27 protein-coding genes are annotated in these 24,280 nt (G+C 33.3%); 20 read left to right on the forward strand and 7 right to left on the reverse strand.

All coding sequences use genetic code 11. The features are described from left to right. Nucleotides 1-319 precede the first annotated feature (319 nt). A complete protein-coding gene (locus ACFFLS_RS00225) occupies nt 320-1,315 on the reverse strand; it encodes an NAD(P)H-dependent glycerol-3-phosphate dehydrogenase (RefSeq protein WP_379683890.1) in 996 nt (331 codons plus the stop codon). Between the two features lie 179 nt (nt 1,316-1,494). Here ACFFLS_RS00225 and ACFFLS_RS00230 point away from each other — a divergent pair, with 179 nt between their 5' ends. Beyond that, nucleotides 1,495-3,987, forward strand: a complete 2,493-nt coding sequence (locus tag ACFFLS_RS00230; RefSeq protein ID WP_379683889.1) for a toxin-antitoxin system YwqK family antitoxin — start codon at nt 1,495-1,497, stop codon at nt 3,985-3,987. A 254-nt stretch (nt 3,988-4,241) separates the two neighbouring features. Here ACFFLS_RS00230 and ACFFLS_RS00235 read toward each other — a convergent pair whose 3' ends face one another. Continuing rightward, entirely contained in the window at nt 4,242-5,399 is a 1,158-nt protein-coding gene (locus ACFFLS_RS00235; protein ID WP_379683888.1) for an iron-containing alcohol dehydrogenase, read from the reverse strand. A 143-nt stretch (nt 5,400-5,542) separates the two neighbouring features. After that, nucleotides 5,543-6,304, reverse strand: a complete 762-nt coding sequence (locus tag ACFFLS_RS00240; protein WP_379683887.1) for a type 1 glutamine amidotransferase domain-containing protein — start codon at nt 6,302-6,304, stop codon at nt 5,543-5,545. An 85-nt stretch (nt 6,305-6,389) separates the two neighbouring features. On the opposite strand from ACFFLS_RS00240, the gene ACFFLS_RS00245 reads away from it, so the two are divergent. The 19 genes from ACFFLS_RS00245 to ACFFLS_RS00335 all read left to right on the forward strand — a co-directional run bounded on the left by ACFFLS_RS00245 (nt 6,390) and on the right by ACFFLS_RS00335 (nt 21,383). Next, on the forward strand, nt 6,390-7,295 hold the full coding sequence (locus ACFFLS_RS00245; RefSeq protein WP_379683886.1) for a LysR family transcriptional regulator: 906 nt from the start codon (nt 6,390-6,392) through the stop codon (nt 7,293-7,295). Nucleotides 7,296-7,389: 94 nt separating this feature from the next. Then, the gene (locus tag ACFFLS_RS00250) at nt 7,390-7,743 is read left to right on the forward strand and encodes a PKD domain-containing protein (RefSeq protein ID WP_379683885.1); all 354 of its coding nucleotides are present in this window, start codon (nt 7,390-7,392) and stop codon (nt 7,741-7,743) included. 113 nt (nt 7,744-7,856) lie between these two features. Beyond that, a complete protein-coding gene (locus ACFFLS_RS00255) occupies nt 7,857-8,549 on the forward strand; it encodes an NUDIX hydrolase (protein ID WP_379683884.1) in 693 nt (230 codons plus the stop codon). Nucleotides 8,550-8,623: 74 nt separating this feature from the next. Beyond that, nucleotides 8,624-9,451, forward strand: a complete 828-nt coding sequence (gene prs / locus ACFFLS_RS00260) for a ribose-phosphate diphosphokinase (protein ID WP_379683883.1) — start codon at nt 8,624-8,626, stop codon at nt 9,449-9,451. Then, nucleotides 9,448-10,260 carry a TIGR02452 family protein gene (locus tag ACFFLS_RS00265; RefSeq protein WP_379683882.1) on the forward strand — a complete coding sequence of 271 codons (813 nt, stop codon included), beginning with the start codon at nt 9,448-9,450 and terminating at the stop codon, nt 10,258-10,260. Before prs ends, ACFFLS_RS00265 begins: the two co-directional genes overlap by 4 nt. A 169-nt stretch (nt 10,261-10,429) precedes the next feature. Continuing rightward, a complete protein-coding gene (locus ACFFLS_RS00270; RefSeq protein WP_163395432.1) occupies nt 10,430-10,765 on the forward strand; it encodes a hypothetical protein in 336 nt (111 codons plus the stop codon). A 2-nt stretch (nt 10,766-10,767) separates the two neighbouring features. Further along, nucleotides 10,768-11,643, forward strand: a complete 876-nt coding sequence (locus ACFFLS_RS00275; protein WP_379683880.1) for a hypothetical protein — start codon at nt 10,768-10,770, stop codon at nt 11,641-11,643. Between the two features lie 450 nt (nt 11,644-12,093). Continuing rightward, a complete protein-coding gene (locus ACFFLS_RS00280; protein WP_379683879.1) occupies nt 12,094-13,176 on the forward strand; it encodes an adenylosuccinate synthetase in 1,083 nt (360 codons plus the stop codon). A 9-nt stretch (nt 13,177-13,185) separates the two neighbouring features. Beyond that, nucleotides 13,186-13,713: a riboflavin biosynthesis intermediates N-glycosidase gene (gene ybiA / locus ACFFLS_RS00285; RefSeq protein WP_379683878.1), complete on the forward strand. Its 528-nt coding sequence runs from the start codon at nt 13,186-13,188 to the stop codon at nt 13,711-13,713. 45 nt (nt 13,714-13,758) lie between these two features. Continuing rightward, entirely contained in the window at nt 13,759-14,796 is a 1,038-nt protein-coding gene (locus tag ACFFLS_RS00290; RefSeq protein ID WP_379683877.1) for a DUF2971 domain-containing protein, read from the forward strand. Between the two features lie 89 nt (nt 14,797-14,885). Further along, a complete protein-coding gene (locus tag ACFFLS_RS00295; RefSeq protein WP_379683876.1) occupies nt 14,886-15,356 on the forward strand; it encodes a macro domain-containing protein in 471 nt (156 codons plus the stop codon). A 56-nt stretch (nt 15,357-15,412) separates the two neighbouring features. Then, on the forward strand, nt 15,413-16,060 hold the full coding sequence (locus ACFFLS_RS00300; protein WP_379683875.1) for a DUF4291 domain-containing protein: 648 nt from the start codon (nt 15,413-15,415) through the stop codon (nt 16,058-16,060). After that, nucleotides 16,053-16,595, forward strand: a complete 543-nt coding sequence (locus tag ACFFLS_RS00305; protein WP_379683874.1) for an RNA 2'-phosphotransferase — start codon at nt 16,053-16,055, stop codon at nt 16,593-16,595. The genes ACFFLS_RS00300 and ACFFLS_RS00305 overlap by 8 nt, the downstream gene beginning before the upstream one ends. 8 nt (nt 16,596-16,603) lie before the next feature. Next, on the forward strand, nt 16,604-17,206 hold the full coding sequence (locus tag ACFFLS_RS00310) for a macro domain-containing protein (RefSeq protein ID WP_379683873.1): 603 nt from the start codon (nt 16,604-16,606) through the stop codon (nt 17,204-17,206). Nucleotides 17,207-17,358: 152 nt separating this feature from the next. After that, nucleotides 17,359-17,919 (forward strand): 2OG-Fe(II) oxygenase, encoded by a 561-nt coding sequence (locus ACFFLS_RS00315; protein ID WP_379683872.1) that lies wholly within the window; start codon nt 17,359-17,361, stop codon nt 17,917-17,919. A 3-nt stretch (nt 17,920-17,922) separates the two neighbouring features. Beyond that, nucleotides 17,923-18,654: a metallophosphoesterase family protein gene (locus ACFFLS_RS00320; protein ID WP_379683871.1), complete on the forward strand. Its 732-nt coding sequence runs from the start codon at nt 17,923-17,925 to the stop codon at nt 18,652-18,654. Next, on the forward strand, nt 18,651-19,592 hold the full coding sequence (locus ACFFLS_RS00325) for an ADP-ribosylglycohydrolase family protein (protein ID WP_379683870.1): 942 nt from the start codon (nt 18,651-18,653) through the stop codon (nt 19,590-19,592). Before ACFFLS_RS00320 ends, ACFFLS_RS00325 begins: the two co-directional genes overlap by 4 nt. Then, on the forward strand, nt 19,593-19,904 hold the full coding sequence (locus ACFFLS_RS00330; RefSeq protein ID WP_379683869.1) for a hypothetical protein: 312 nt from the start codon (nt 19,593-19,595) through the stop codon (nt 19,902-19,904). A gap of 9 nt (nt 19,905-19,913) precedes the next feature. Next, nucleotides 19,914-21,383 carry a nicotinate phosphoribosyltransferase gene (locus ACFFLS_RS00335; RefSeq protein ID WP_379683868.1) on the forward strand — a complete coding sequence of 490 codons (1,470 nt, stop codon included), beginning with the start codon at nt 19,914-19,916 and terminating at the stop codon, nt 21,381-21,383. Nucleotides 21,384-21,606: 223 nt separating this feature from the next. Here ACFFLS_RS00335 and nadD read toward each other — a convergent pair whose 3' ends face one another. The 4 genes from nadD to ACFFLS_RS00355 form a co-directional block, all read right to left on the reverse strand. Further along, a complete protein-coding gene (gene nadD / locus ACFFLS_RS00340) occupies nt 21,607-22,188 on the reverse strand; it encodes a nicotinate (nicotinamide) nucleotide adenylyltransferase (protein ID WP_379683867.1) in 582 nt (193 codons plus the stop codon). 83 nt (nt 22,189-22,271) lie between these two features. After that, nucleotides 22,272-22,637 (reverse strand): four helix bundle protein, encoded by a 366-nt coding sequence (locus ACFFLS_RS00345; RefSeq protein ID WP_379683866.1) that lies wholly within the window; start codon nt 22,635-22,637, stop codon nt 22,272-22,274. 70 nt (nt 22,638-22,707) lie between these two features. Further along, on the reverse strand, nt 22,708-23,280 hold the full coding sequence (gmk, locus tag ACFFLS_RS00350; protein ID WP_379683865.1) for a guanylate kinase: 573 nt from the start codon (nt 23,278-23,280) through the stop codon (nt 22,708-22,710). A 55-nt stretch (nt 23,281-23,335) separates the two neighbouring features. Then, nucleotides 23,336-24,196, reverse strand: a complete 861-nt coding sequence (locus tag ACFFLS_RS00355) for a YicC/YloC family endoribonuclease (RefSeq protein ID WP_379683864.1) — start codon at nt 24,194-24,196, stop codon at nt 23,336-23,338. Nucleotides 24,197-24,280: the final 84 nt, after the last annotated feature.

The raw sequence follows: 24,280 nt of genomic DNA on the forward strand, positions 1-24,280 counted from the left end.
AAATACATCACTTTGTGAGAAAAACAAGCCCTGAAATTTTCCAATACAGTAATTTATGTTATTGATTAACAGCGGAATGTGTTCTTTTTGATTTTGTAAGACTAAGTAGATGAAATTTTTTTAAGAAGATGTAGGTTTGATGTATTGTTAATAAAGTTATTTCCTGTTAATTGAAAAATTTTAGAAAGTTATTTTATTTTTTTGCAATTCAAACAAATAAAAAAAAGAGCCAGAAATAAATTTTCCAGCTCTTTTATATCGAATTTATCTATTCTCTTTACTCTATATTCTTTACTCTATTTCTATTCTCTAAAAACAATTAATCAAGAGATTCAGTCAATTTTCTGAAAACAGATTTAGCATCTTTTCCTTCATATAAAACCGCATAAACCGCATCGATAATTGGTGTTTTAGCTCCATAACCCTGATTTAGTTTATAAGCACTTTTTGTTGCATAATAACCTTCTGCAACCATGCTCATTTCCATCATGGCGCTTTTTACGGTGTAACCTTTACCAATCATATTTCCGAACATTCTGTTTCTCGAGAAAACCGAATATCCCGTAACCAATAAATCGCCCAAATAGGCAGAATCATTAATGTTTCGTTTCATTTTATGTACTTTTCTAATGAATTTCTTCATTTCGCGAATCGCATTACTCATCAAAACCGACTGGAAGTTATCTCCATAACCTAAACCATGTGCGATTCCGGCAGCGATAGAATAGATGTTTTTCAGCATTGCGGCATATTCGGTACCAATAATATCGTCAGAGATTTTAGCTTTAATGTAATTTCCAGAAAGCGATTTGGCAACCGTTTTCGCTTTATCAGGATCACCACAGGCGATAGTTAAGTAAGAAAGTCTTTCCAATGCCACTTCTTCGGCGTGGCAAGGACCTGTAATTACTCCGATATTGTAGTATGGAATATCATATTGAATGTGGAAATGCTCGCCGACAATTAAACTCGTTTCAGGAACAATTCCTTTAATGGCAGAAAAGATAATTTTATTAGATAAAGAAACCGTCATGTTTTTCAACTCGGCATCTAAGAAAGCAGACGGAATAGCAAAAATGATATAATCTGCATATTCTATTGCTTCGTTTATGTTATTAGTTAATTTGAGTTTGTTGGTGTCAAATTCAACAGAACTTAAGTAATTCGGATTGTGTTTGTATTTCTCAATATGTTCGATTGCAGAATCATTACGCATATACCAAGCAATTTCTGATAGATTAACACATAACATTTTTGCAATTGCCGTTGCCCAGCTTCCTCCTCCAATTACTGCAAATTTTAACTTTTCGCTCATTATTTTATTAATTTAAAACAAAAGTACTTAATAAAGTAATAATAACATATAGTTCTCTTTTAAGAAATTTTGTTAAAGATTTGGAGCCATGGGTTTCTTTCAATAAAAAGTATTTGAATCTCACAATAAACTTCGCTTGAAAATTTAAAAATTGTATTTTCGAGAAATTTCTTTCAATCATGAAAAATCAATTCGCAGCTTTTATTTTTATTCTTACAATGCCATTTTCATATTCTCAAAATATAGAAAAACTTTATTTTGATGCTAACTGGAAAGCTACGACTCAAGAAAATGCTTCTTTTTACAGAAAAATGCCTTCTAAAAAATTGGGAAACTTGATTTTGATTGAAGATTTCTACATCAATAATATACCTCAATCTCAAGGATATGTTTTACAGGATAGTGAAGATGATTATGTGGGTGATGTAGTTTGGTTTGATGAGAATGGTTTCGATTCTTCTTCTTATCAATATTATAATTTTTCTGATGTATCGACTTTGATTTATTATTATCCAAATGGAAAAAAATTTAAGTCAATTCAATACAAAAACGGAAGAAAAGAAGGCGAAACTATTGTTTATCATGAAGACGGAACAATATTGATGAAAGGAAAATACAAAGCTGGAAAACCAGTTAGCGGTGATTTTGATGAGGTTTTAGATGGAACAGATTACAGATTAAACAAGTCAGATAACGAAGCACAAAGAGAAGAACCAATCCGTACAACCGATGAAGTAATTGTAAGCAATGAGATTGGCGACGAACCTAAAAGGCAAATTATAAAGAAAAAGACATTCTGGATTAACTCCAAACAGCCAGCTCAGGAAATTTGGTATGATTTGGCCAATTATATGGAATCTTTTAAGCAGATTGACTACGATAAGTCAGGTACAATTTTGCAGACAATCACCGAAAAAGATTTACAACCATATGGGAATACACTTTTAAATGGTGTTTTATTCAATTATTACATTCAAAACAAATTTGCAGTTGCGGTTAAATCGAAAACTATTTTTAAGAATGGAAGGAAACATGGAGAAGAGATTTATTATTATCCTAATGGAAAAATCTCAAAAACCACTCAATATTTTGAAGGTGATTTAGAAGGAGAAGAAATAGAGTACAATGAAGACGGATCGGTAAAAGCAAGTCGTACTTTTGGAAATGAACGGCCACTACAAGGAAATTTTGATGAAGATTTTTCTGGAAGCTTGTATGTCAACTTAAATTATAATAACGGATTAAAAGAGGGTGAAGCAATTGCAAAAACCTCTGGAAAAGACAGTATAGTTGCTAAGGGAATCTACAAAGATGACAAACCTTATAACGGAACTTTTATTGTAGAAAAAGGAATTGATCAGCACGAATTGATTCAAGTCGTGAATTTTAAGAAAAACGAATTACAGACGGTTTTTAGTTATAATATTGATAACGTTCTCAGAACTTATATGTGTGTAAACGATGTACTTGAGGGTAAAACTATTTTTTATGAGGCTGGAAAAGTTAAAGGGAAACTTGAATACAGAAAAGGCCTTCCTTATGAAGGAACATTGGTTGAAACCGGTAAAAGCACGATTTATAAAAAAGGAAATGTAACAAAAGAGATTTATTATCAATATAGATACCAAACAACTTATCAAAACAATATCTTGAAATCTGTTTATTTTGAGAACGGAAAACGGACTAAAATGGAAAATCGTTCTTTTCTGATTCCGATGGTCAAGAAAGATTCTTATGTTGGAATTTATAAAGACGATAAACCTTATTCGGGCTATTTTGAAACAGATTTCAACGAGTTTAATCATGTAGATTATTATGAAAAAGGCGAAATTAAATTCCAATATTCCAATGACTTTTTAGAGAATGAAGGAAATTTTATGCCTCCTACTAAATACGATATAAAATCAACTTATAAAGAGGGAAAAATAGTAGATGGCGTAGAATACATAAAATCAGATAAACAATTGGTGTCGAAACATTGGAAAAATGGAGTGCTAACAAGTTACGATATTGATTTGTTTGGGATGCATTATTTTAGACGCTTTCATTTTGAATTGAAAAATAAAACTATTGAAATCACAATATTTCACAATCAGAAAAAAGCCAGTATTGTTATAGAAAAACAAGACGGGAAAAATAGCAGTAAACTCATTATTGAAAATAAAGTCGTACTGTCGAAATCATCATTTGAAATTGAGAATACGATACCAAATATGATAGGAACTATTTTGTATTATCAATCAAATAATGAAGTTAAGGCAAAAACCATTAGTAGAGAAAAACAAGAAGAAAACGATTTTAATGAACAAGAAAACAGCCAAGAATTTAGGATTGTTATCAATTTGTTTCTTTCTAGTATAGATGATAACGAAACAATCGAAGGAAATTTTAAAAGAATAGCAGATGATTTTTCAAAAGATAAACGTTTAGAAACTTTATTACGAAGAGAAGAAGAAAAAGAGACATTGGCCAGTTTATGGTTTAAAAACAAGAAACCAGATACGGGAATTCTGATTTTAAAAACTGCAAATAATGCGTATGACTTAAAATCGTATTTCGAAGGAAAAGTTTTAAACGCAAGAAAAAATGTTGATTTTAAAGGTATCAACAATGAAATTGAAATCTTAAAAGCGGCATTGGAAAAGAAAATGAATGAAAATTTTAAATATTAAAACAAAATTAAAATAACATTAAAAATATTTTAAAAACAACGCAATAAAGTTTAACGCCTTTCGTTTTAAGACTTTATAAATTTAAATTTTATGATTTTCACAAAATTTGAGTTAGTTAGTTTTGTTTTAGTATTATAAAAGGCGTTCGTGAGCTTTTAGAGCGCCTTTTTTTATTGAAAGCACCAAATTAAAAATTCCAAATCCCAATGCTACAAGACTTGGAATTTGGAATTTTAAAATTTGGAATTTATCCATTAATAACTAAGCTCCACAATAGATTTTACTTTGTCTAAAGTTACAAGTTGTTTTTCTCCCAGACCTTTCCATCCTCTTTCGTCAAAACGTTTAACAATAAAATCTGCTGTTTTGCTGTAGTCTTCTGTGTATTGAGAAAGTTTTGTGTCCATTCCCATAGTATGGAAAAATTCAACAGTTTTATTGATGGCCTCTTTTGCCACTTCTTCGTCAGAACCGGTTAAGTTGAAAATACGTCTTCCATATTGTGCCAGTTTTTCTTTTTTGGTTTCGAACATTACAGTGTACAGACTTGGGCCAATAATAGCCAAAGTTCTAGCATGGTCAATTTCGTAAAGTGCTGTTAGTTCGTGACCAATCATATGTGTTGCCCAATCGCTTGGAACTCCTTTCTGAATTAATCCGTTTAAAGCCATTGTACAGCTCCACATAAAGTTTGAAGCCAAAGTATAATCGGTTGGATTTTTAACAACACCTGGCCCAACTTCAATTAAAGTCTGTAGAATTCCTTCGGCAATTCTGTCTTGTAAAAAAGCATCTGTTGGATACGTTAAATATTGTTCCATCACGTGCGTGTAAGCATCTACAACACCATTTTCGAGTTGTCTTTTTGGTAAAGAGGCAATTACGGTTGGATCACAAATAGAGAATTGAGGAAACAAAGCGCTTCCGCCAGAAGATAGTTTTTCTTGAGTTGCTTCAATTGTTACGACGTATCCCGAATTCATTTCGCTTCCCGTTGCCGGAAGTGTTAAAACAGTTCCAAACGGCATAGCATTTTCTTTAATCAAAATTCTTTTTTGAAGAATATCAATTGGATTTCCATCAAAATTAACGGCAGCCGAAATAAATTTCACACCATCAATCACAGATCCACCGCCGACAGCCAAAATAAAGTCGATTTTTTCAGCTTTAATCACATCAACCGCTTTCATTAAAGTTTCAAATCTTGGATTTGGTTCAATACCGCCAAATTCCACGATTTCAAAACCTTTTAAGTTCGCGATTACCTGATCGTAAATTCCGTTTTTAAAGATACTTCCACCGCCGTAAGCCAAAAGTATTTTGGCATTTTTCGGAACAAGAGTCGAAAGTTTTTCAATTTGTCCTTTTCCGAAAACCAAGTTTGTCGGATTGTATAATTCAAAGTTCAGCATATTTTATAGTTTCTAAGATGCTAAGAAACTGAGATTCTAAGTTTTTTAGCATCGGGTTGATTTTATTATTTTAATTTTTGAAAAAAATCTAAGTTGCTAAAAGAAAAACTTAGTCCCTTAGCAACTTAGTATCTTAGCATCTTTTAATCCAATTTCTGTAATAATTTTCCAGCGACCAATTTAGATGATGCTGGGTTTTGACCAGTAATTAAAAGTCCGTCTTCTACAGCATAAGGTTGCCAGTTTGGTCCTTTAGAAAAAATACCTCCGTTTGAAGCTAAAGCATTTTCCAATAAAAACGGAACCACTTTAGTTAAGCCAACCGCTTCTTCTTCGTCATTAGTAAATCCGGTTACTTTTTTACCTTTTACTAAATAATTACCTTTCACTTTTACGTTTTTCAAAACGGCAGGCGCATGACATACAAAAGCAACAGGTTTATTGTGTGTGTAAAAAGATTCAATCAACGCTATAGAATTTTTATCTTCTACTAAATCCCAAAGCGGACCGTGACCTCCTGGATAAAAAACGGCGTCATAATCTTTTTGGTTAACAGTTGATAGCTTTAAAGTGTTTTTTAATTTTTCCTGTAAAACTTTATCAGCATCAAAACGTTTGGTGTCTTCTGTTGCCGAAGCAGGATCTGCACTTTTTGGATCAATCGGCGGCTGTCCTCCTTTTGGAGAAGCAATTGTAATCTCAACTCCTTGATCTAATAATTCATAATAAGGTGCAGCGAATTCTTCAGACCAGAATCCAGTTTTTTCTCCGGTATTGCCCAGCTTATCGTTGCTGGTAACAACAAATAATACTTTTTTCATTCCTTTTTTATTTGATTTTTGAGCCTCAGCCGAAAAGCTTACAGCTGTAAATGCAGTTATTGCGAATAATGCTATTTTCTTCATAAGATTAAATTTTTAACAAATTTACGCCTTAAGTGATATCAGTAAAAATAAAATAAACTATGTTTGTTATAAACAAATTTATATCATGGTAAATCTAGAATGGTACAGAACATTTAAGGCAGTATATAAAAATGGTAATTTTTCGGTTGCTGCAAAAGAGCTTTTTATGAGTCAGCCCGCCGTTAGTCAGCAGATTTCGATGCTGGAAGCTCACGTTGGAAATAAATTATTTAATCGAAAATCAAAAGGGGTAGAACCAACCGAATACGCTAAGTTACTGAATAATTTAATAATAGATGCGCTTGATCGTCTTGAAAGTGTTGAGTCAGGTTTTAGAGCAAAAGCAGAAGATGCCACCCGATTAATTTCTGTCGGAATCTCGAAACATCTTTTTGATTGTGTTGGAAACTTATTGATTTCGAAGTTTGATTTGATTGATTTTACTTTCGCAGAAAATGACGAACTTTTTGCTTTGGTTGATGCCAAAAAACTGGATTTTGCCATAACCACAAAACGATTTGATACTTTTGATACTGCTTATGAAATTGTCGGAAAAATTAAATTGATATTGGTTGCTCCAACTTCTTTAGATATAACCGAATTCCGCCAAAAACTAAAATCAGATAACTTTACCGAAATCGAACAGTGGCTCAACGCACAAAAATGGTACAGTCACGATGCAAGAATTCCACATATAAAAGTATTTTGGCTTCACGCTTTCAATAAAAAAAGACCATCCATGGTTCCCAATTATATTATTCCATCAGAATCTGAAATGCTTCGTCTTTTAGCCAAAAATGATGGAGTAGCGGTAACATGGAATTGTAATGCGAGAAATCACATTAAGGAAAATAAATTGCAGTTGGTCTGGAACAGTTTTCACGTTCCAGAAGAATTCGTGTATTTGCTAACTCCAAAAAACAATAATTTGAAATCGTTTTTTGATATAATTGAAAAGGAACTTAAATTGTTTTTTGGGAATAGGTTGTAAACGATAGATTTTTTATGTGAAAATTCTTTCTTTTCTTCTTCTGTTTTGCTTTTAAATGGTTATTTTTGAGTGAACAACCACTAAATTTCCAATTATGAAAAGAGTATCAAAAATTTTAGTAGTAATGACAGTAATCTTTATTGCTGTTTCTTGCAGTAAAGCAGAAGAATCTATTGTAGATTGTCTTGGAGAAGCTATTTTTGTCAAATTGCACAACTCTACCGACGCAACTAATCCAAAGTTGATGAATTACTCAGTCGAGTACACCGGAACTGGAACTCTAAGTTCTGTAAAATGGAACTTTGGAGACGGGACTTCAGCAACAGGTGCTGTGGTTACTCACACTTATGCAACTGCAGGTACTTATGAAGCAACCGCCGAGGTAACCGTTAAAAAAGATGGATCAAATTGTACTTCAAGTCCAAAACGAAGTGTGACAGTAAACTAGAAAAACAAAAAGAAAAGAATATTTATTGAGAGTCAATTTTATAATTTAAGCTTGTGCATTAGATTATAAAATTGACTCTCATTCGTTATATTTGTTTGATATGATTTAGGATTATGGAAAAGTTACAAAATATTAGAATTGCGGTGGATGCGATTGTTTTTGGTTACCAAAACAGTCAATTGTATGTATTATTGATTCAGCAGAAGTTTGGTTCTACCAATTCGTACTGGGCTTTGCCGGGCGGATTGGTAAAAAATGATGAACCATTAAAAGATGCAGTAAAAAGAGAATTGAAAGAAGAAACCAATGTAGATGTTGACTATTTTGAACAATTGTTTACGTTTGGCGACGATGTCGAAAGAGATCCTAGAAACCGTGTTATTTCTGTGGCCTATTTTGCTTTGGTTGATCCTTCAAAATTAGAGATCAAAGCCGATTCTGATGCTGAGAAAGTACAATGGTTTAAGATAGATGAAATTCCAAAATTGGCATTTGATCATAATATAATTCTCAAACAAGCAGTTGAACGCCTAAAAGCAAAGCTGACTTATGAGCCAATTGGTTTCGATTTGCTTCCAAAAGAATTCCTTTTTTCGGAACTTGAAAATTTATATTGCACTATTTTAGAAAAGGAAATCGAACGTCGAAACTTCCGAAAAAAAATACTCAGTTTTGGAATTGTCGAAGAAACTGAAAATTATTCTCCAATAAAAACAGGTCGACCAGCAAAATTATTTCGATTTAATAAATTGAAGTACAAAGAATTAAGTAAGGAAGGCTTTCATTTTGAAATAAAGTTTGCGTAATTTTTACACAAAATAAATTGTTTATTTAAAATTTAATTCTACATTTGCGTATAATTAACGCAAACCACAACACTATGATACTAAATCTCGACCCAAAATTCGCTCCGATTCAAAATCAGGAAGAAATCAAATTTCAAAGTTTTACATTTTCTGGCGGAGAACCGCACATTAAAATCAATCCGGATTTTGATGTTAATCAGAAAGTAACGATTACACACAGATTGAATTCATTCAACGATTTAGGTTTATTGTGTATCACAGTAGATGCGTTACGCAGAATGGACGTTAAGATTATCGATCTTTTTATTCCGTACTTCCCAGCTGCAAGACAAGATCGTGTTATGATTCCGGGAGAACCGCTTTCTGTAAAAGTGTACGCAGACATTATCAATGCCATGCAATTGAATAAAGTCTTTGTTTTTGATGCACACTCTGAAGTAACTCCGGCTTTGTTGAATAACAGTACTGTAATCCCGAACTATACTTTTATCAAAGAAGTTTTAAATAAAATAGGTCAGAACGTAAAATTGATTTCTCCAGACGGAGGTGCTTTGAAGAAAATCTATAAAGTTTCTGAATATTTAGGCGGTGTTGAGGTTGTAGAATGCAGTAAAAGCCGAGATGTAAAAACAGGAAAACTGTCTGGATTTAAAGTTTACGAAGAGGATTTGCAGGGAATGGATTGTTTAATTGTAGATGATATCTGCGACGGTGGCGGAACCTTTGTTGGTTTGGCCGAAGAATTGAAAAAGAAAAATGCAGGAAAACTGTACTTGGCCGTAAGCCACGGAATTTTCAATAAAGGTTTCGAAGTTTTAAATTGCTTTGATGGCATTTTTACAACGAACTCTTTTAAAGACTTTGACGGTGAAACGGTTGAGGTTGTAAAATTAAAATTATGAATAAAAATTATAGAGTAGAAATAGCAAATAAAACTTTGGAAATCATAAAAAATGGTTTCTATGATTACAAAGGAAAAAAGATTGACATAAAAAACGAACTCGAAGAGTCCATAAAAAATACGTTTACCATTGCACCAAATGATTGGGATGCAATTTTGAAAATGCCAGTTGAAAATAATTTTGAAACTGAAATTGTTACCAAAATCTGTTCGACAATCGAGGCAATTGTTGAGGAAGAAAATGACAGAATCTGTGTTTTGAATTTCGCTTCCGCAAAGAATCCTGGGGGTGGATTTTTAGGTGGTGCTTCGGCTCAGGAAGAAAGTTTGGCAAGATCTTCCAGTCTTTATGAAACGCAGATCAAAGACAAAACGATGTATGACTTTAACAGAAATCAGTCTTCGTTTTTATATTCAGATTACATGATTTATAGTCCGAATGTTCTGTTTTGGAATGATGATAATGGAGATTATTTTGAAAAACCATTGGTTGTAGATATAATTACAGCACCAGCGCCAAATAAAGGTGCAATGATTCAGCATAACAGGAAAGAAGAAATTGCTGCTACAGAAGACGTTTTCAAAAAAAGAATGGATAAAGTATTAGCCATTGCTGCAAAGCAAAAATGTGACACCTTAATTTTAGGAGCTTGGGGATGCGGCGTTTTTAGAAATGAAGCCAAAGATGTAGCGCATTTGTTCAAAGAAATTATTGAAGAAAAATATTCAGGTGCTTTTAAAAAGATTGTTTTTGCCATTTACTCTGACAAAAATGCAAATTTCGAGCAGTTTGAAGATGTTTTTAATTAGTTTAAAAAGTTTCAAGTTTCAAGTTTCAGGTTTCAAGTTGTTGTTGAGAACGTGAAACTTGAAATCAGAAAAAAAGAAATCTATTAACCGTTTCAAGTTTAAAACCCAAATTTTAAGTTCAGTGCACAACTTGAAACTTTAAACCTGAAACAAAAACAACCAAAAAGTTATGAGTGATGATTTAAAACCAAGATTCATTGAGTCTTTAAAAAGAAACAATGATCAGATTAGAGAAGACAGAGCCAAAGTAATTGGTGAGGATTCAGAATTAATATACAGACGAAGAGTCGAAGACATCGAATTAAAAATAAAAAGACTCGAAAGAGAACAAGAAGGACTGATCGATATTAGTCCGCTGGATAAAAACAGTTTAACCTTTGCCGATTTTCAGCCAGAAGCTTTTGTACAAAAAGATATGGAGCTTTCGCTGACCATCAGAAATTTGAATATCCAGTTTGAAGTAACAAAAAAAAGATTTGAGTATTTATTTGGTAAAACATTTTAATCATGGGAGGTACAAGATATGATTTCGGAGCTCGTGAAGACAGAGCAAAAAAAGTAGGTTATGCAAGCAAATCAGCTAGCGAAATATTTACACAGAATGCACTAAGAATGGCGCATGAATCTATGAATCCAAATGGAGTGATTTTTAGAGAAGCGAGAGATTCAGAGGTTCATCCTAATACCGTTCCAATCATTTTAGGATTGGATGTAACAGGAAGTATGGGACATATTCCACACGAACTGATAAAAGAAGGGCTTCCAAAATTAATGGGGGGCATTATTCAAGGGGGCGTTCCAGATCCGGCACTTTTATTTTTAGGAATTGGAGATCACGAATGCGACAGATATCCGCTTCAGATTGGACAGTTTGAATCTGGCGATGAAGAACTGGATATGTGGCTGACAAGAACTTATATTGAAGGAGGAGGCGGAGGAAACGCTGGAGAAAGTTATCTTTTAGCTTGGTATTTCGCAGCATTTCATACCAAAACTGATGCTTTCGAAAAAAGAGGGCAAAAAGGATTGTTGTTTACAGTAGGAGATGAACCAGGTTTAAAAACACTTCCGGCATCAGCCATCAAAGAAATTATGGGGCAAGGACAACAGACGTATACGCATCTTGAATTATTGGCAGAAGCGCAGAAAAAATACGATGTTTATCACATCAGTGTTTTGCATTCTGGACAAGCGATTAATGCCGATGTGGAATGGAAAGAATTGTTAGGACAAAATTGTCTATCAATAGAAGATCATAGAGAAATTCCAAATGTAATCAAGAAAATCATCTGCGATAAACATAAAAGTTCAGGTTCAGATTTAGGAACAATACCAGTTTCTGGTACAAGTGATAGCAGTTTAGACAGTATAGAAATGCTTTAAATTTTTTAAACACATAGAAACATAGGTTTTTGTTTGTGAATAAAAAGAAAACAAAAAGAAACTAGTTTCTAACACATAGCAACTATGTGTATTGATGCAAGTGAAACGTCTTTTTTAAGTTTCGAAAAATCTATGTTTCTATGTGTTTAAAACAATAAAGACACTAATCTTTAGAAACTTTGCGCCTCTGCGCCTTTGCGAGATTAAAGCATAAAGCATTTTTTTAGTAGCGAGATATTTGTTCGCAAAGGCGCAGAGTCGCAAAGATTTTTTATGCAGATTTAAAACGATTTAAGCAGATAAACGTAGATTTTTCATTTCTAAAATTTTAGATGAAATCTTTTTGCATCTGCATTAAAAAAATCTTTTTAATCTTAGTAATCTGTGGCTTCAAAAAGAAAATCCTTTGCGACTTCGCGACTCTGCGAGATTAAAATAAAGAACAACAAAATGAAAACAGCACAAATAGTTATAGGTTTAGGATTTGGTGATGAAGGAAAAGGAATAACAACAGATTTTCTGGCAAAACAAAATCCTGAATCTATGGTTATTCGGTTTTCGGGAGGACAGCAGGCTGCGCATACGGTTATGATTGGCGATCAAAAACACGTTCATTCCAGCTTTGCGAGTGGTGCGTTACGAGGACTTCCATCTTATTACAGCGAACACTGTACAATTCATCCGCTCTTTTTATTCAATGAAAGGGAAGAATTAAAGGAAAAAAACGCTAATCTGGATTTATACATTCATCCGTTGGCAAAAGTAACTACTCCGTTTGATGTTTGGCACAACAGAGGAAATGTAAGAAACATAGATCACGGAACCTGTGGAAAAGGCATTGGTTCAACCATGAAAAGAAACGAAGGGCCCTACAAATTGTTTGCGATTGATTTGATTGCGCCTCGAGAAATGCTTTTAGAAAAGTTAAACCAAATAGCCTATTACTACGGTTTTTTAAACGAACCGGATATCGATGAGGAAGTTCAGGCGTATCTAGATGCAGTTGGTAAATTAGTATGGAATATTGTGGATTACAGTTTCCTTTCAAAGTATAATAATTTAATTTTTGAAGGAAGCCAGGGAATTCTTCTCGACATGGATCACGGTGTTTTCCCAAATGTGACTTATGCTAATACCACTTCAAAAAATGCAATTGAAATCTGTAGTAAACTGAAGATTGAAGAGGTAGAAATTTATTACGCAACTAGAAGTTACACCACAAGACACGGTCATGGCTGGATGCCAAATGAAAGAGAAATAGAATTAAAAAACAACGAAGAAGAAACCTGTGTTTTCAACGAATACCAAAAACAGCTCAGATTTGGGGATCTGGATTACGATTTGTTGAATTACGCTTTAAAATTAGATGCTGCTTACAGTTCGAATGCAAAACGAAATTTGGTCGTAACCTGTATGGATCAGTTAGAAAAAGAATATGAATTTGAAAAGTTGACAACAGATTTCAATACGATTTACGGATCATTTTCACCCGATTCTAAAGATTTTAAAAACATAACGTCTTTGTATCAATAAATAGAAAAAATGAAATACAATATAGAAAATATAGCTCCAGAAAGTAAGTTTTTATTTTTCTGGGGACATCAGGCAAGTAAAGACGGAACGATTACGAAAACCTGCTTCAGCCAATGGTGGTTAAGTTCTTTTCAAGTAAATGAAGTAACCTATAAGACAGCGGAACATTGGATGATGGCAAAGAAAGCCGAATTATTCAAAGATCAGGAAATCTTAGAAAAAATCATAAAATGCAATTCTCCAGCAGAAGCCAAAAAATTAGGCCGAAAAGTGAGAAATTACGACGACAAAATCTGGTTGGAAAACCGATTTGGAATTGTAAAAGAAGGAAACTACCACAAATTCAGTCAAAACCCTGATTTGAAGATTTTTCTGCTAAATACATACCACAGAATTATTGTAGAAGCAAGTCCCGTAGATCCAATTTGGGGAATTGGAATGGCGGGAGATCACAAAGATGTTTTTAATCCTGAAAAATGGAAAGGCTTGAATTTGTTAGGTTTTGCTTTGATGGAAGTTAGGGATGAATTGATGTAAATTGAATTGTTTATAAAGAATATCAACATTTAAAATTTTAGTCACATGTTAGTTTATAAATATAGAGGAGGAGATGATAAAATTTTTGAAAGAGATTTAGAGTCACTTGAAAAGAATTGTTTTTGGAGTTCCAGTTTACGGAATTTGAACGATCCTCAGGAAAATATGGTTAGCACTGATAAGTTTGTTAAGCAATCAAAGATTTTTGATAATTTATTTTCAGGAAAAGTTAATAGCAATCTCTCAATGGTAAATCAATGTTTAGATGATTTATTGTCACATAATGAAAGAGTTGGAATCTATTCTCTCTCTACATCTTTCAAAGATAAACTTCTATGGGCTCATTATGCTAATTCTCATAAAGGATTTTGTATTGAATATGATTTGGACAAACTTGTTGATAGCTATATTTATGAGAGTAAAAGTCATTTCCCAGTGTTATACAATGAAAAACCAACGGAGCTAGAATTGGGAAATATTTCGGAAACTTCGGCAAGAGACAATTCTTTATTGCAAAAAATATTTGCTTGTAAATCTAAAGAATGGGAATATGAAAAAGAATATAGAATAGTAACTAATGATTCTGGATTACATAACTATGATTTTGAGGCAGTAAAATCAATTTATTTTGGTATGAAGATGCCAGATTATCAAAAAAGAGAAGTAATAAAAAGATTGGAAGGTCGATCTATTAAGTTTTATCAGATAGAGACAATATCTAATGATTATAGTTTGCAGGCTATTTTGATAAAGGATATAGACTTTTCAAATATATCTTACTTTAAAGAAATTCCATTAGGAGTTACTACTGACAAACCTATTAAATACGAGATTTTTGAAAAAAAATATTATAAATTAAATAAAAAAGGAAATATAAGTATTGAACTGGAATCTAGTATTTCTGATTATGAAATTAGATGGCTAGCAAATATGATTAAGAATCATCTTTTTTATGGAGCCGAAAAGATTTTTATTTTCTATTATTTAAAAGGTCAAGAAAGAGATGATTTTGCTTGGGCAACTTCACATATCCTAAATGATAATATTGAAGTTTTAATTAATGATTTTCTCAGACAACAATAATGTTCCGTCGGAACATTTCATCGGTAGAAAAAAATGTTGCCAGATTGTATTTACGTTTCATTGGAACGTTTGATTAAAATGAATAAAAAATGAAAGACATTCAATATACAAAAGGCGATGCAACATCGCCTCAAACATCAGGAAACAAAATAATTGTTCACGTTTGCAATGACATTGGCGGATGGGGAAAAGGATTTGTGATGGCCATTTCAAAAAGATGGAAAGAACCTGAAAAACAATATCGCGAATGGTTTAAATCGAAAGATAATTTTGAATTAGGCAAAGTGCAGTTTGTTCAAGTTGAAGAAGATTTATGGGTAGCCAATTTAATTGGACAGCATAAAATCAATAAAGACGAAAACGGCGAAGCTCCAATTCGATATAATGCTATTGAAGAGGGATTAAAAACGGTTTCTGATTTTGCAAAAACCAATAATGCATCTATTCATATGCCTAGAATTGGATGCGGATTAGCAGGTGGGAAATGGGAAATGATTGAACCGATTATCAAGAAAACACTTTCTGAAAAGGAAATTGAAGTAGTGGTTTATGATTTTTAGACCACCAAAGAATTAATTAAAAACAAAACACAATCACGTTATTGTGTTCTAATAAAATGAAAATAGAATTAAAAAAATATAGTGAGCAGCTACAGGAATGGCCAAAATCAGGTCATCATATAATGGCTCAGTATGACGATGAAGAAATAATAGTCTATCAGTCGTATCGAAAAGAAATAGGAGAGTTTGCAGTTAAAAATCAGTTTTTTGGAGGCGCTTTCAGTCTTGATAGAATGACTTGGATAAAACCGAATTTCCTCTGGATGATGTACAGAAACGGCTGGGGAACGAAAGAAGATCAGGAAGTAGTACTGGCGATTCATCTTAAGAGAAACGCATTTGAGAAATATCTCCAAAATGCCGTTTATTCTTCTTATAACACAGATTTGAAAATGAGTTATGAAGAATGGCAGACCGATGTAAAATCCTCTTCAGTGCGATTGCAGTGGGATCCAGATCATGATCCATACGGAAATAAGTTAGAGCGAAGAGCGATACAAATTGGGCTGCGAAATGAATTTACAAGATCTTTTGCGAAAGATGATGTATTGTTGATTGAAGATATTTCAGCCTTTGTAAAAGAACAATATGAGTTTGTTAAGAAAAAACAATTAGAGAATCTTTTGATTCCAGCTGAAAAACCGTTCTTATTTGCCGACGAAAAACTGAATGTAAAACTTAAAATTTCTGGAAATCATGAATGAAAATACAGCAAAAACAGTAAGTAAATTTTTAAGCCTAGTGCTCAGACATTCGCCAGAAAAAATCGGATTAAAATTAGACGAAAACGGTTGGGCAGATGTCAAGGAATTAATAGCAAAATGTAATAAAAAAGGGAATCGCATGGACGCTGAACTTTTGGATTATGTTGTAGAAAATAATGATAAAAAACGTTTTGCTTATAACGAAGATAAAACCAAAATCCGTGCAAGTCAGGGACATTCTATTTCGGTTGAATTAAATTTAGCCGAAACAGAACCTTTAGAATATTTGTATCACGGAACCGTTGGAAAGTTTATGGAAAGTATCCGAAATGAAGGTTTGAAAAAAATGAGCCGTCAGCATGTACATCTTTCCAAAGACAAAGAAACCGCGACAAAAGTAGGAAGCAGAAGAGGAACTCCGCAAATTTTAACTGTTAGAAGCGGCGCCATGTTTAGAGACGGATTTAAATTTTATTTATCCGAAAACAATGTCTGGCTGACTGATGAAGTTCCGTCGAAGTATATTCAATTTTAATTCAAAATATGCTGCATATAAAATTAGTTTACTTAGAAGATGAACTTGGCAATTCATGGAGAAATGATTTTTCAGGATGCGAGAATCTTAGTATAATAAAAGGGGATATTACAAAAATAAAGTCTGATGCAGTAGTAAGTCCGGCAAATTCATTTGGATTCATGGACGGCGGATTAGATTGGCATTTATCAGAAAGATTTGGATGGCATTTGCAGGATGAACTTCAAGCAAAAATTGCTCAACTTGATGAAAAAGAACTCTTAATTGGAAAATCAATCACATTAGAAACAGGAGATAGCGAAATTCCTTTTTTAATCTCAGCTCCAACTATGCGAGTTCCAATGAGCTTTAATATTGCAACTTCAGTAAATGCCTTTCTAGCGATGAAAGCAATTTTGATTGCCTGTATAAATAATCCTAAAATAGAAACAGTCACAATTCCGGGGCTATGTACTGGATGCGGAAGAATGCCTTTTCATATTGCTTCTAATCAAATGTTTTTGGCTTATGATGAAATTATAAATAAACATTACAAAGATTATAAAACTTTCGGTGATACCCAAAAGTACCAGTATAGACTAAACGAAAAAGGATTAATCTGGGATTATTAAGTAATAAAAAATACTACTTCATTTATAATAAAAAATATTTTAGTAATCAGTAACCACATCGGATGCAATTATTTTCAACACAAAAATCTATGTCTCTATGTGTTAAAGTTTTTTTTAAAATTACACCCAAACGGGTTTAAAAATGTATAATTATGCTAACCATTATTAACAAAACAACAGAAATTTATACCATTGATAATTTTCTTAGTGTTGAAGAATGTAATGAATTGATAGATAAAAGTGAACAAATCGGCTTTGAAGAAGCAGGAGTAAATGTTGACGGCGCACAAAAAATGATGAAAATGGTACGCAATAACGAGCGTATCATGTATCAGGATGATGAATATGCCTATTTGTTATGGCAGAAATTGGAACCTTATGTTAAACCTGAAGTAGGAAATAGTAGAGCAATCGGATTAAACGAAATGTTCCGATTTTACAAATACAACCCGAGTCAGCGATTTAAAATGCATCTTGACGGAAGTTATAAACGCAATGAATCTGAATTCAGTTATTATACATTTATGATTTATTTGAATGATGGATATGAAGGCGGTGAAACAAAATTTGCATCGGGTGAAATTATCCAACCCAAAACAGGAACAGCACTTATTTTTGAACATAAACAGCGACATGAAGGAGCCTCCTTGATTTCGGGAATCAAGTATGTTTTAAGAAGCGATATTATGTATAAGCTTAAAGAAAGTATCTAATTCATGAAAAGAACTTTAGTTTTTGGAGATATTCATGGCGGATTAAAAGCTTTAATTCAGTTATTGGAAAGAATCGATTACTCAGTAAATGACCGTTTTGTCTTTCTGGGAGATTATGTAGATGGTTGGAGTGAATCGGCACAGATTATTGATTTTCTTATGGAGTTGTCTCAAAAACAGGAATGCATTTTCATAAAAGGAAATCACGATGCCTGGTGTCAAGAATGGCTGGAAGAAAACACCATAAACGATATTTGGTTCCTGCATGGAGGAAAATCAACCATAGAAAGTTATACTGGAATTGATTATTCTCAAAAAGAAAAACATCATAATTTTTTTAATTCAATGAAAGATTATTTTGTAGATGAAAATAATAATTTATTCATTCACGCAGGTTTTTCATCGATGCACGGACCAGAAAAAGAACATTATCAAACCAATTTTTCGTGGGATAGAACATTGTGGGAAATGGCTTTGATAATGGATAAGCGTATTAAAAAAGATTCGCTTTTATACCCAAAAAGATTACTGCTTTTTAATGAAATTTATATAGGTCATACACCAACATTGCATTATAATGTAGAAATTCCAATGCAAGGCTGTAATGTTTGGAACATTGATACCGGAGCTGGTTTTTATGGGAAATTAACTTGTTTGGATGTCGAAACGAAAGAATTTTGGCAAAGTGATGTTGTGCAGACATTTTATCCAAAAGAAAAAGGAAGAAATAAATGATGAAAAGTAAAATAGAAGCTGCATTATTTGGATTAGCTATTGGCGACGCTTTAGGGGTTCCGGTTGAGTTTGAATCCAGAACTTATTTAAAAGAAAATCCTGTTACTGAAATGTTTGGTTTTGGAACGCATCATCAGCCAACAGGAACATGGAGCGATGATAGTTCGCTTGCTTTTTGTCTGACAGAAAGTTTATGCTCAGGTTATGATTTAAAGGATATCGCAAGGAATTTTGTTAAATGGTACAGTGGCAATTTTTGGACACCACACGGACAAGTTTTTGATATCGGAATCGCAACCAGGCATGCCATTCTTAATATTGCAAAAGGCTATCAGCCCGATTTATGTGGCGGTTTTTCTGAAAGCGATAATGGTAATGGCTCTTTAATGCGTATTTTGCCCTTGGTTTTTTATCTTCAAAATGAAAATGACATTGAAGTTGTTTATCAGAAAGCAAAAGAAGTTTCATCAATTACACATGCGCATTTTCGCTCGGTATTTGCCTGTTTTATTTATGTTGTTTATTGTTTGGAAATTTTAAAAGTTAAAGATAAATTCGAAGCTTATAAAAACATGCAGGAGGCTGTTTTTGAATTTCTGAAAGATAAAAGCTTTAATCCTGCCGAGATTGATTTATTTGATAGGATTCTGAAAAATGACATTTCAAAATATCCGGAAAATAATATTCATTCTTCAGGTTATGTATTGGATAGTTTGCAGGCCAGTTTTTGGTGTTTTCTAAATTCTAATTCTTATGAAGAAGCGGTTTTAAAAGCAGTCAATTTAGGAGAGGATACCGATACAACTGGAGCAATTACGGGAGGATTGGCGGGAATTTATTATGGAATTGAAAATATCCCACAAAAGTGGATTGATAATTTAGTCAAATCTAATGATATAAAAGATTTAGCAAAAAGATTGTCTAAAAAATTACTCTAAATGATTTCAGATAGAAACACAGATGGCGACTGGAATGCTGTAATAAAAATATTGGAAGCAGTTAAGTCTAAAATTACTGTGGAAACAGATTTGCTGTGGACAAGTTATAATTCGGTAGAAGAATTAACTACGGAAATAAATGAAATTGAGAATTTGCTAAGGGAGAAAAACAATAAAGCTTTAGAACTTTTAGGATATTTATTTGCGCCAACTGGAACTTTACAGGAAATTTCTATGCAGAACGAATGGATTCAGGAATATATGAATTTGTCCTCAGAATTTGATACATTGTACAAAATTTTAAAAACCTAATAAAAATATATGAACCCATTACTATTAACCGACGGTTATAAAGTTGACCACAGAAGACAATACCCAGACGGAACCACATTAGTATATTCTAACTGGACACCTAGAAAATCAAGAATTGAAGAAGTTGACGAAGTAATCTTTTTTGGATTGCAGTATTTCATCAAAAAATATATCATTCATGATTTTGAAGAGTATTTCTTTAAAAAATCAAAAGAAGAAGTTGTTGCGAAATACGCCCGAAGAATCAATAATTATTTAGGCGAAAATCAGGTTGGTACCAAACATATCGAAGATTTGCACGATTTAGGATATATTCCGATGGTTTTTAAAGCATTGCCAGAAGGAGCAAGCGTTCCATTAAGAGTGCCAATGTTTACCATGTATAATACCATTCCAGAGTTTTTCTGGCTGACGAATTATTTTGAAACTTTGCTTTCAGCTGTAATCTGGTTGCCTTGTAACTCAGCGACAATTGCAAAAGAATACAGAAAAGTATTAGACAAATATGCTGCAGAAACTTCTTCTGTTCCAGAATTTGTAGATTGGCAAGCGCACGATTTCTCTATGAGAGGAATGGGCGGAATTGAAGCTTCTTTAACATCTGCAGCTGGACATTTATTAAGTTTTACAGGATCAGATACTATTCCAGCCGTTGATTTCTTCGAGGAATATTACAACGCCAATTCAGATCAGGAATTGGTTGCCGGTTCAGTTGCTGCGACGGAGCATTCTGTTATGTGTATGGGAACAACAGAAGGCGAATACGAAACTTTCAAAAGATTAATCACAGAAGTATATCCAAAAGGAATCGTTTCTATTGTTTCAGATACGTGGGATTTATGGAAAGTTTTGACCGATTATCTGCCTCGTCTAAAAGAAACTATTGTTTCAAGAGAAGGAAAAGTCGTAATTCGTCCTGACAGTGGTGACCCAATTCTAATTATCTGCGGAAACCCTGATGGAAAAACAGAACAAGAGAAAAAAGGAGTTATCGAATTGCTTTGGGACGTTTTTGGTGGAACAACAAATGCAAAAGGATTCAAAGAATTGGTGCCACAAATCGGTGCTATTTATGGAGACAGTATTACCGTAGCAAGAGCCACTCAAATCTGCGAAAGATTAAAAGAAAAAGGATTTGCTTCTACAAACGTTGTTTTAGGAATCGGATCTTTCACATACCAATACAACACCAGAGATACTTTCGGATTTGCGATGAAAGCAACTTACGGAGAAGTAAACGAAGAAGGAAGAGCCATCTTCAAAGATCCGATTACTGATGACGGAACTAAAAAATCAGCCAAAGGATTGATGAAAATCGAATTGATTGATGGAAAGTATCATTTAAGTGATAATGTTTCCTGGGAAGAAGAAAAACAAGGCGAATTGAAAGAAGTTTTCAGAGATGGAAAACTTTTAATCAATCAATCGTTAAGTGAAATCAGAACGAGAGTAAAAAGTAAAGTAAGTATCGAAGCTTAATTATAAAAACGAAAGCCTGAATGTAAAGTTCAGGCTTTTTTATATAATGTTGTCATTTCGACCGAAGGGAGAAATCACACTAGAAACTCCGCACAGAATATCGCCAATCTTTGTCGAATACCGAGTGTGATTTCTCCCTTCGGTCGAAATGACAAGATTATGTTCAATTATTCCTTTGAGAAACAAAAAAACTCCAGTTTTAACTGGAGGCAATTCAAATTGTTTATTTCTTATAAAAATTATTATGATCAATATATTCCCAAACCTTTGGAGGAAGCAAAGGCTGAATATTTTTGCCTTCTTTAATGTTATTTCGAATAAAAGTCGAAGAAATCTCGACAATCGGCGCATCAATTACATGAATTTTTGGATGCGATTTTAATTCCGCATTTTCAGGTTCATCGGAAATTCTTGGATACACATAAATATCATGATTTTCGAGAATCACGTCGTAGTTTCTCCACTTATGAAGTGTTTTTAGATTGTCTTCACCCATAATCAAAGAAAACTCATGATTGGGATATTTTTCTTTTAAATGTTCGAGTGTAATAACAGTATAACTCGGCTGAGGTAATTTAAACTCAATATCCGAAGGTTTTATCTTTGGATAATCTTCAGTTGCCAGAAAAACCATTTGAAGGCGCTGTTGGTCGTCTAATAAAGTCGCCTTTTTCTTCAACGGATTATGTGGCGTAACCACCATCCAAATCTGATCCAAATCAGCATATTCTGCCATGTGATTGGCAATAATTAAATGACCAACATGAATAGGGTTATATGTTCCGAAATAAAGGCCTATTTTCATTTTGTTTTAGTGCTTAGTTCTTAGTGGTTAGTCCCTAGTTTTTAGTGCTAAGAACTAAGGACTAATCACTAAGTACTAAATTTTTAGTTTTTTAAGTTTTTTGCGAAAGCGCTTATCATTTTGCTTTCTTCTTCAATTAACAACATAATTTCATTAAACAAATTATCATCAGAAATAAATTCTAATTCTTTTGCAATAATTAATTGTGTTTCTATCTCATTCAAAGAACCTCTGGAAATATTCAGAAAATGATTAAATGACTTGTCCGTTTGACGTCCAAAACCTTCAGCAATATTTGACGGAACGGATATGCTGGCTCTTTTTAACTGACTTGTTAAAGCATATATTTCTTCTTTAGGAAAGCTTTTAGTAAGTTTATAAACAAGAACAACCAGTTTTATTCCTTTTTGCCAAATGAATAATTCTTTATAGGATTTAATACCGCTCATTTAAATTTTACAGTTTGATGTTTATAGACTATTAGCTAGACACTAAGGACTAACAACTAAGGACTACTAACTATTTAGAAACAAATTCTTTTACCAATTGATGCGCTTCTTCCAAAGCGACTGGTAAATCGTAGTTTTTGATAATCACATCAAATTGTGGAGCAGTTGCCAATTCTACAGAAGCTTTTGCAATACGCATATTGATTTTGTCATCGCTTTCTGTAGAGCGTTCTTTCAATCTTCTTTTCAGTTCGTCTACACTTGGTGGTTTTACAAAAACAGCTAAAGTCTGTTCTGGGAATTTATGTTTAATACGTAGTCCGCCCGCAACATCAATATCAAAAATGACATTTTTTCCTAAAGCCCAAATACGTTCGATTTCCGATTTCAAAGTACCGTAGAAGTTATCGCGATAGACTTCTTCCCATTCTAGGAAATCTTCAGCTTTAATGTGTTTTTTGAATTCTTCTAACGAAATAAAATAATAATCTTTTCCGTGAACTTCTTCTCCGCGCGGGTCGCGTGAGGCAGCTGAGATTGAAAATTCAAGATTTAAATCTTCCTGTCCTAATAAATGTTTTACGATCGTTGTTTTTCCTGATCCTGAAGGGGCCGAAAAAACAATTAGTTTTCCTTTGTTCATTGCGTATGCTTTTGGCTTTAAGTAATATACCTAGAGCTTTAATTTTATGTTGTATTTACAAAACATTCAGAACCTGTTCCTTAATCTTCTCCAATTCATCCTTCATCATCACAACCAGTTTCTGCATCTGAGCGTGATTCGATTTTGAACCCATGGTGTTGATTTCACGTCCCATTTCCTGAGTGATAAAACCTAATTTTCTACCATTGGCTTCAGAACCATTTAACGTTTCCAAAAAGTAGTCTAAATGATTTCCTAAACGCACTTTTTCTTCCGTAATATCTAATTTTTCTAAATAATAGATCAATTCCTGCTCAAAACGGTTTTCATCTACATTAACTTGCAATTCTGAAATGGCAGTCTGCAGACGATCTTTAATAGCTTGTATGCGTTCTGGATCAAGTGCCAGTGTATCATTCATAAACTGACGGATATTTCCGATTCGTAAATTGAATTCTCTTTCAAGAGACGCACCTTCATCTTTTCTAAAAGTAGCAATATTTTGCAGCGCTTCATCAATAATAACTTGAATTTGCTCCCAGTCATTCTCGTCAATTTCCTCGCGCTCCGTTTTTAGGGTGTCGGGCATGCGAACGGCCATTTTCATTAATTCCGTTTCATCTGCATCTGCATAAACCTCTCTCAATTGTGCAATATAAGCTTTTACGACAGGTACATTTACTTTAGTTGAAGTCTGTTCGGCAGTGCTTTCTACATAAATAGCAAAATCAATTTTTCCTCTTTCGAGTTTGGTCGAAATCTGCGTTCGCAAACCTAATTCCATTTCGCGATAAACAGAAGGCATTCTTACGTTTAAATCTAAACCTTTACTGTTTAGAGATTTTACTTCAACGGTAATTTTTTTTGAAGGCAATTGCAGAGATGCTTTGCCGAACCCTGTCATAGATTGTATCATATAATTGAGTATAAAGGCGCAAAGATACTAAAAAACTTTACAGTCAGGTTTTATAGTTGCTTAGAGCGGAGTTTTTAAAAGGTT

Origin of the sequence: Flavobacterium procerum, assembly GCF_042431625.1 — a bacterium.
Taxonomy (GTDB): domain Bacteria; phylum Bacteroidota; class Bacteroidia; order Flavobacteriales; family Flavobacteriaceae; genus Flavobacterium; species Flavobacterium procerum.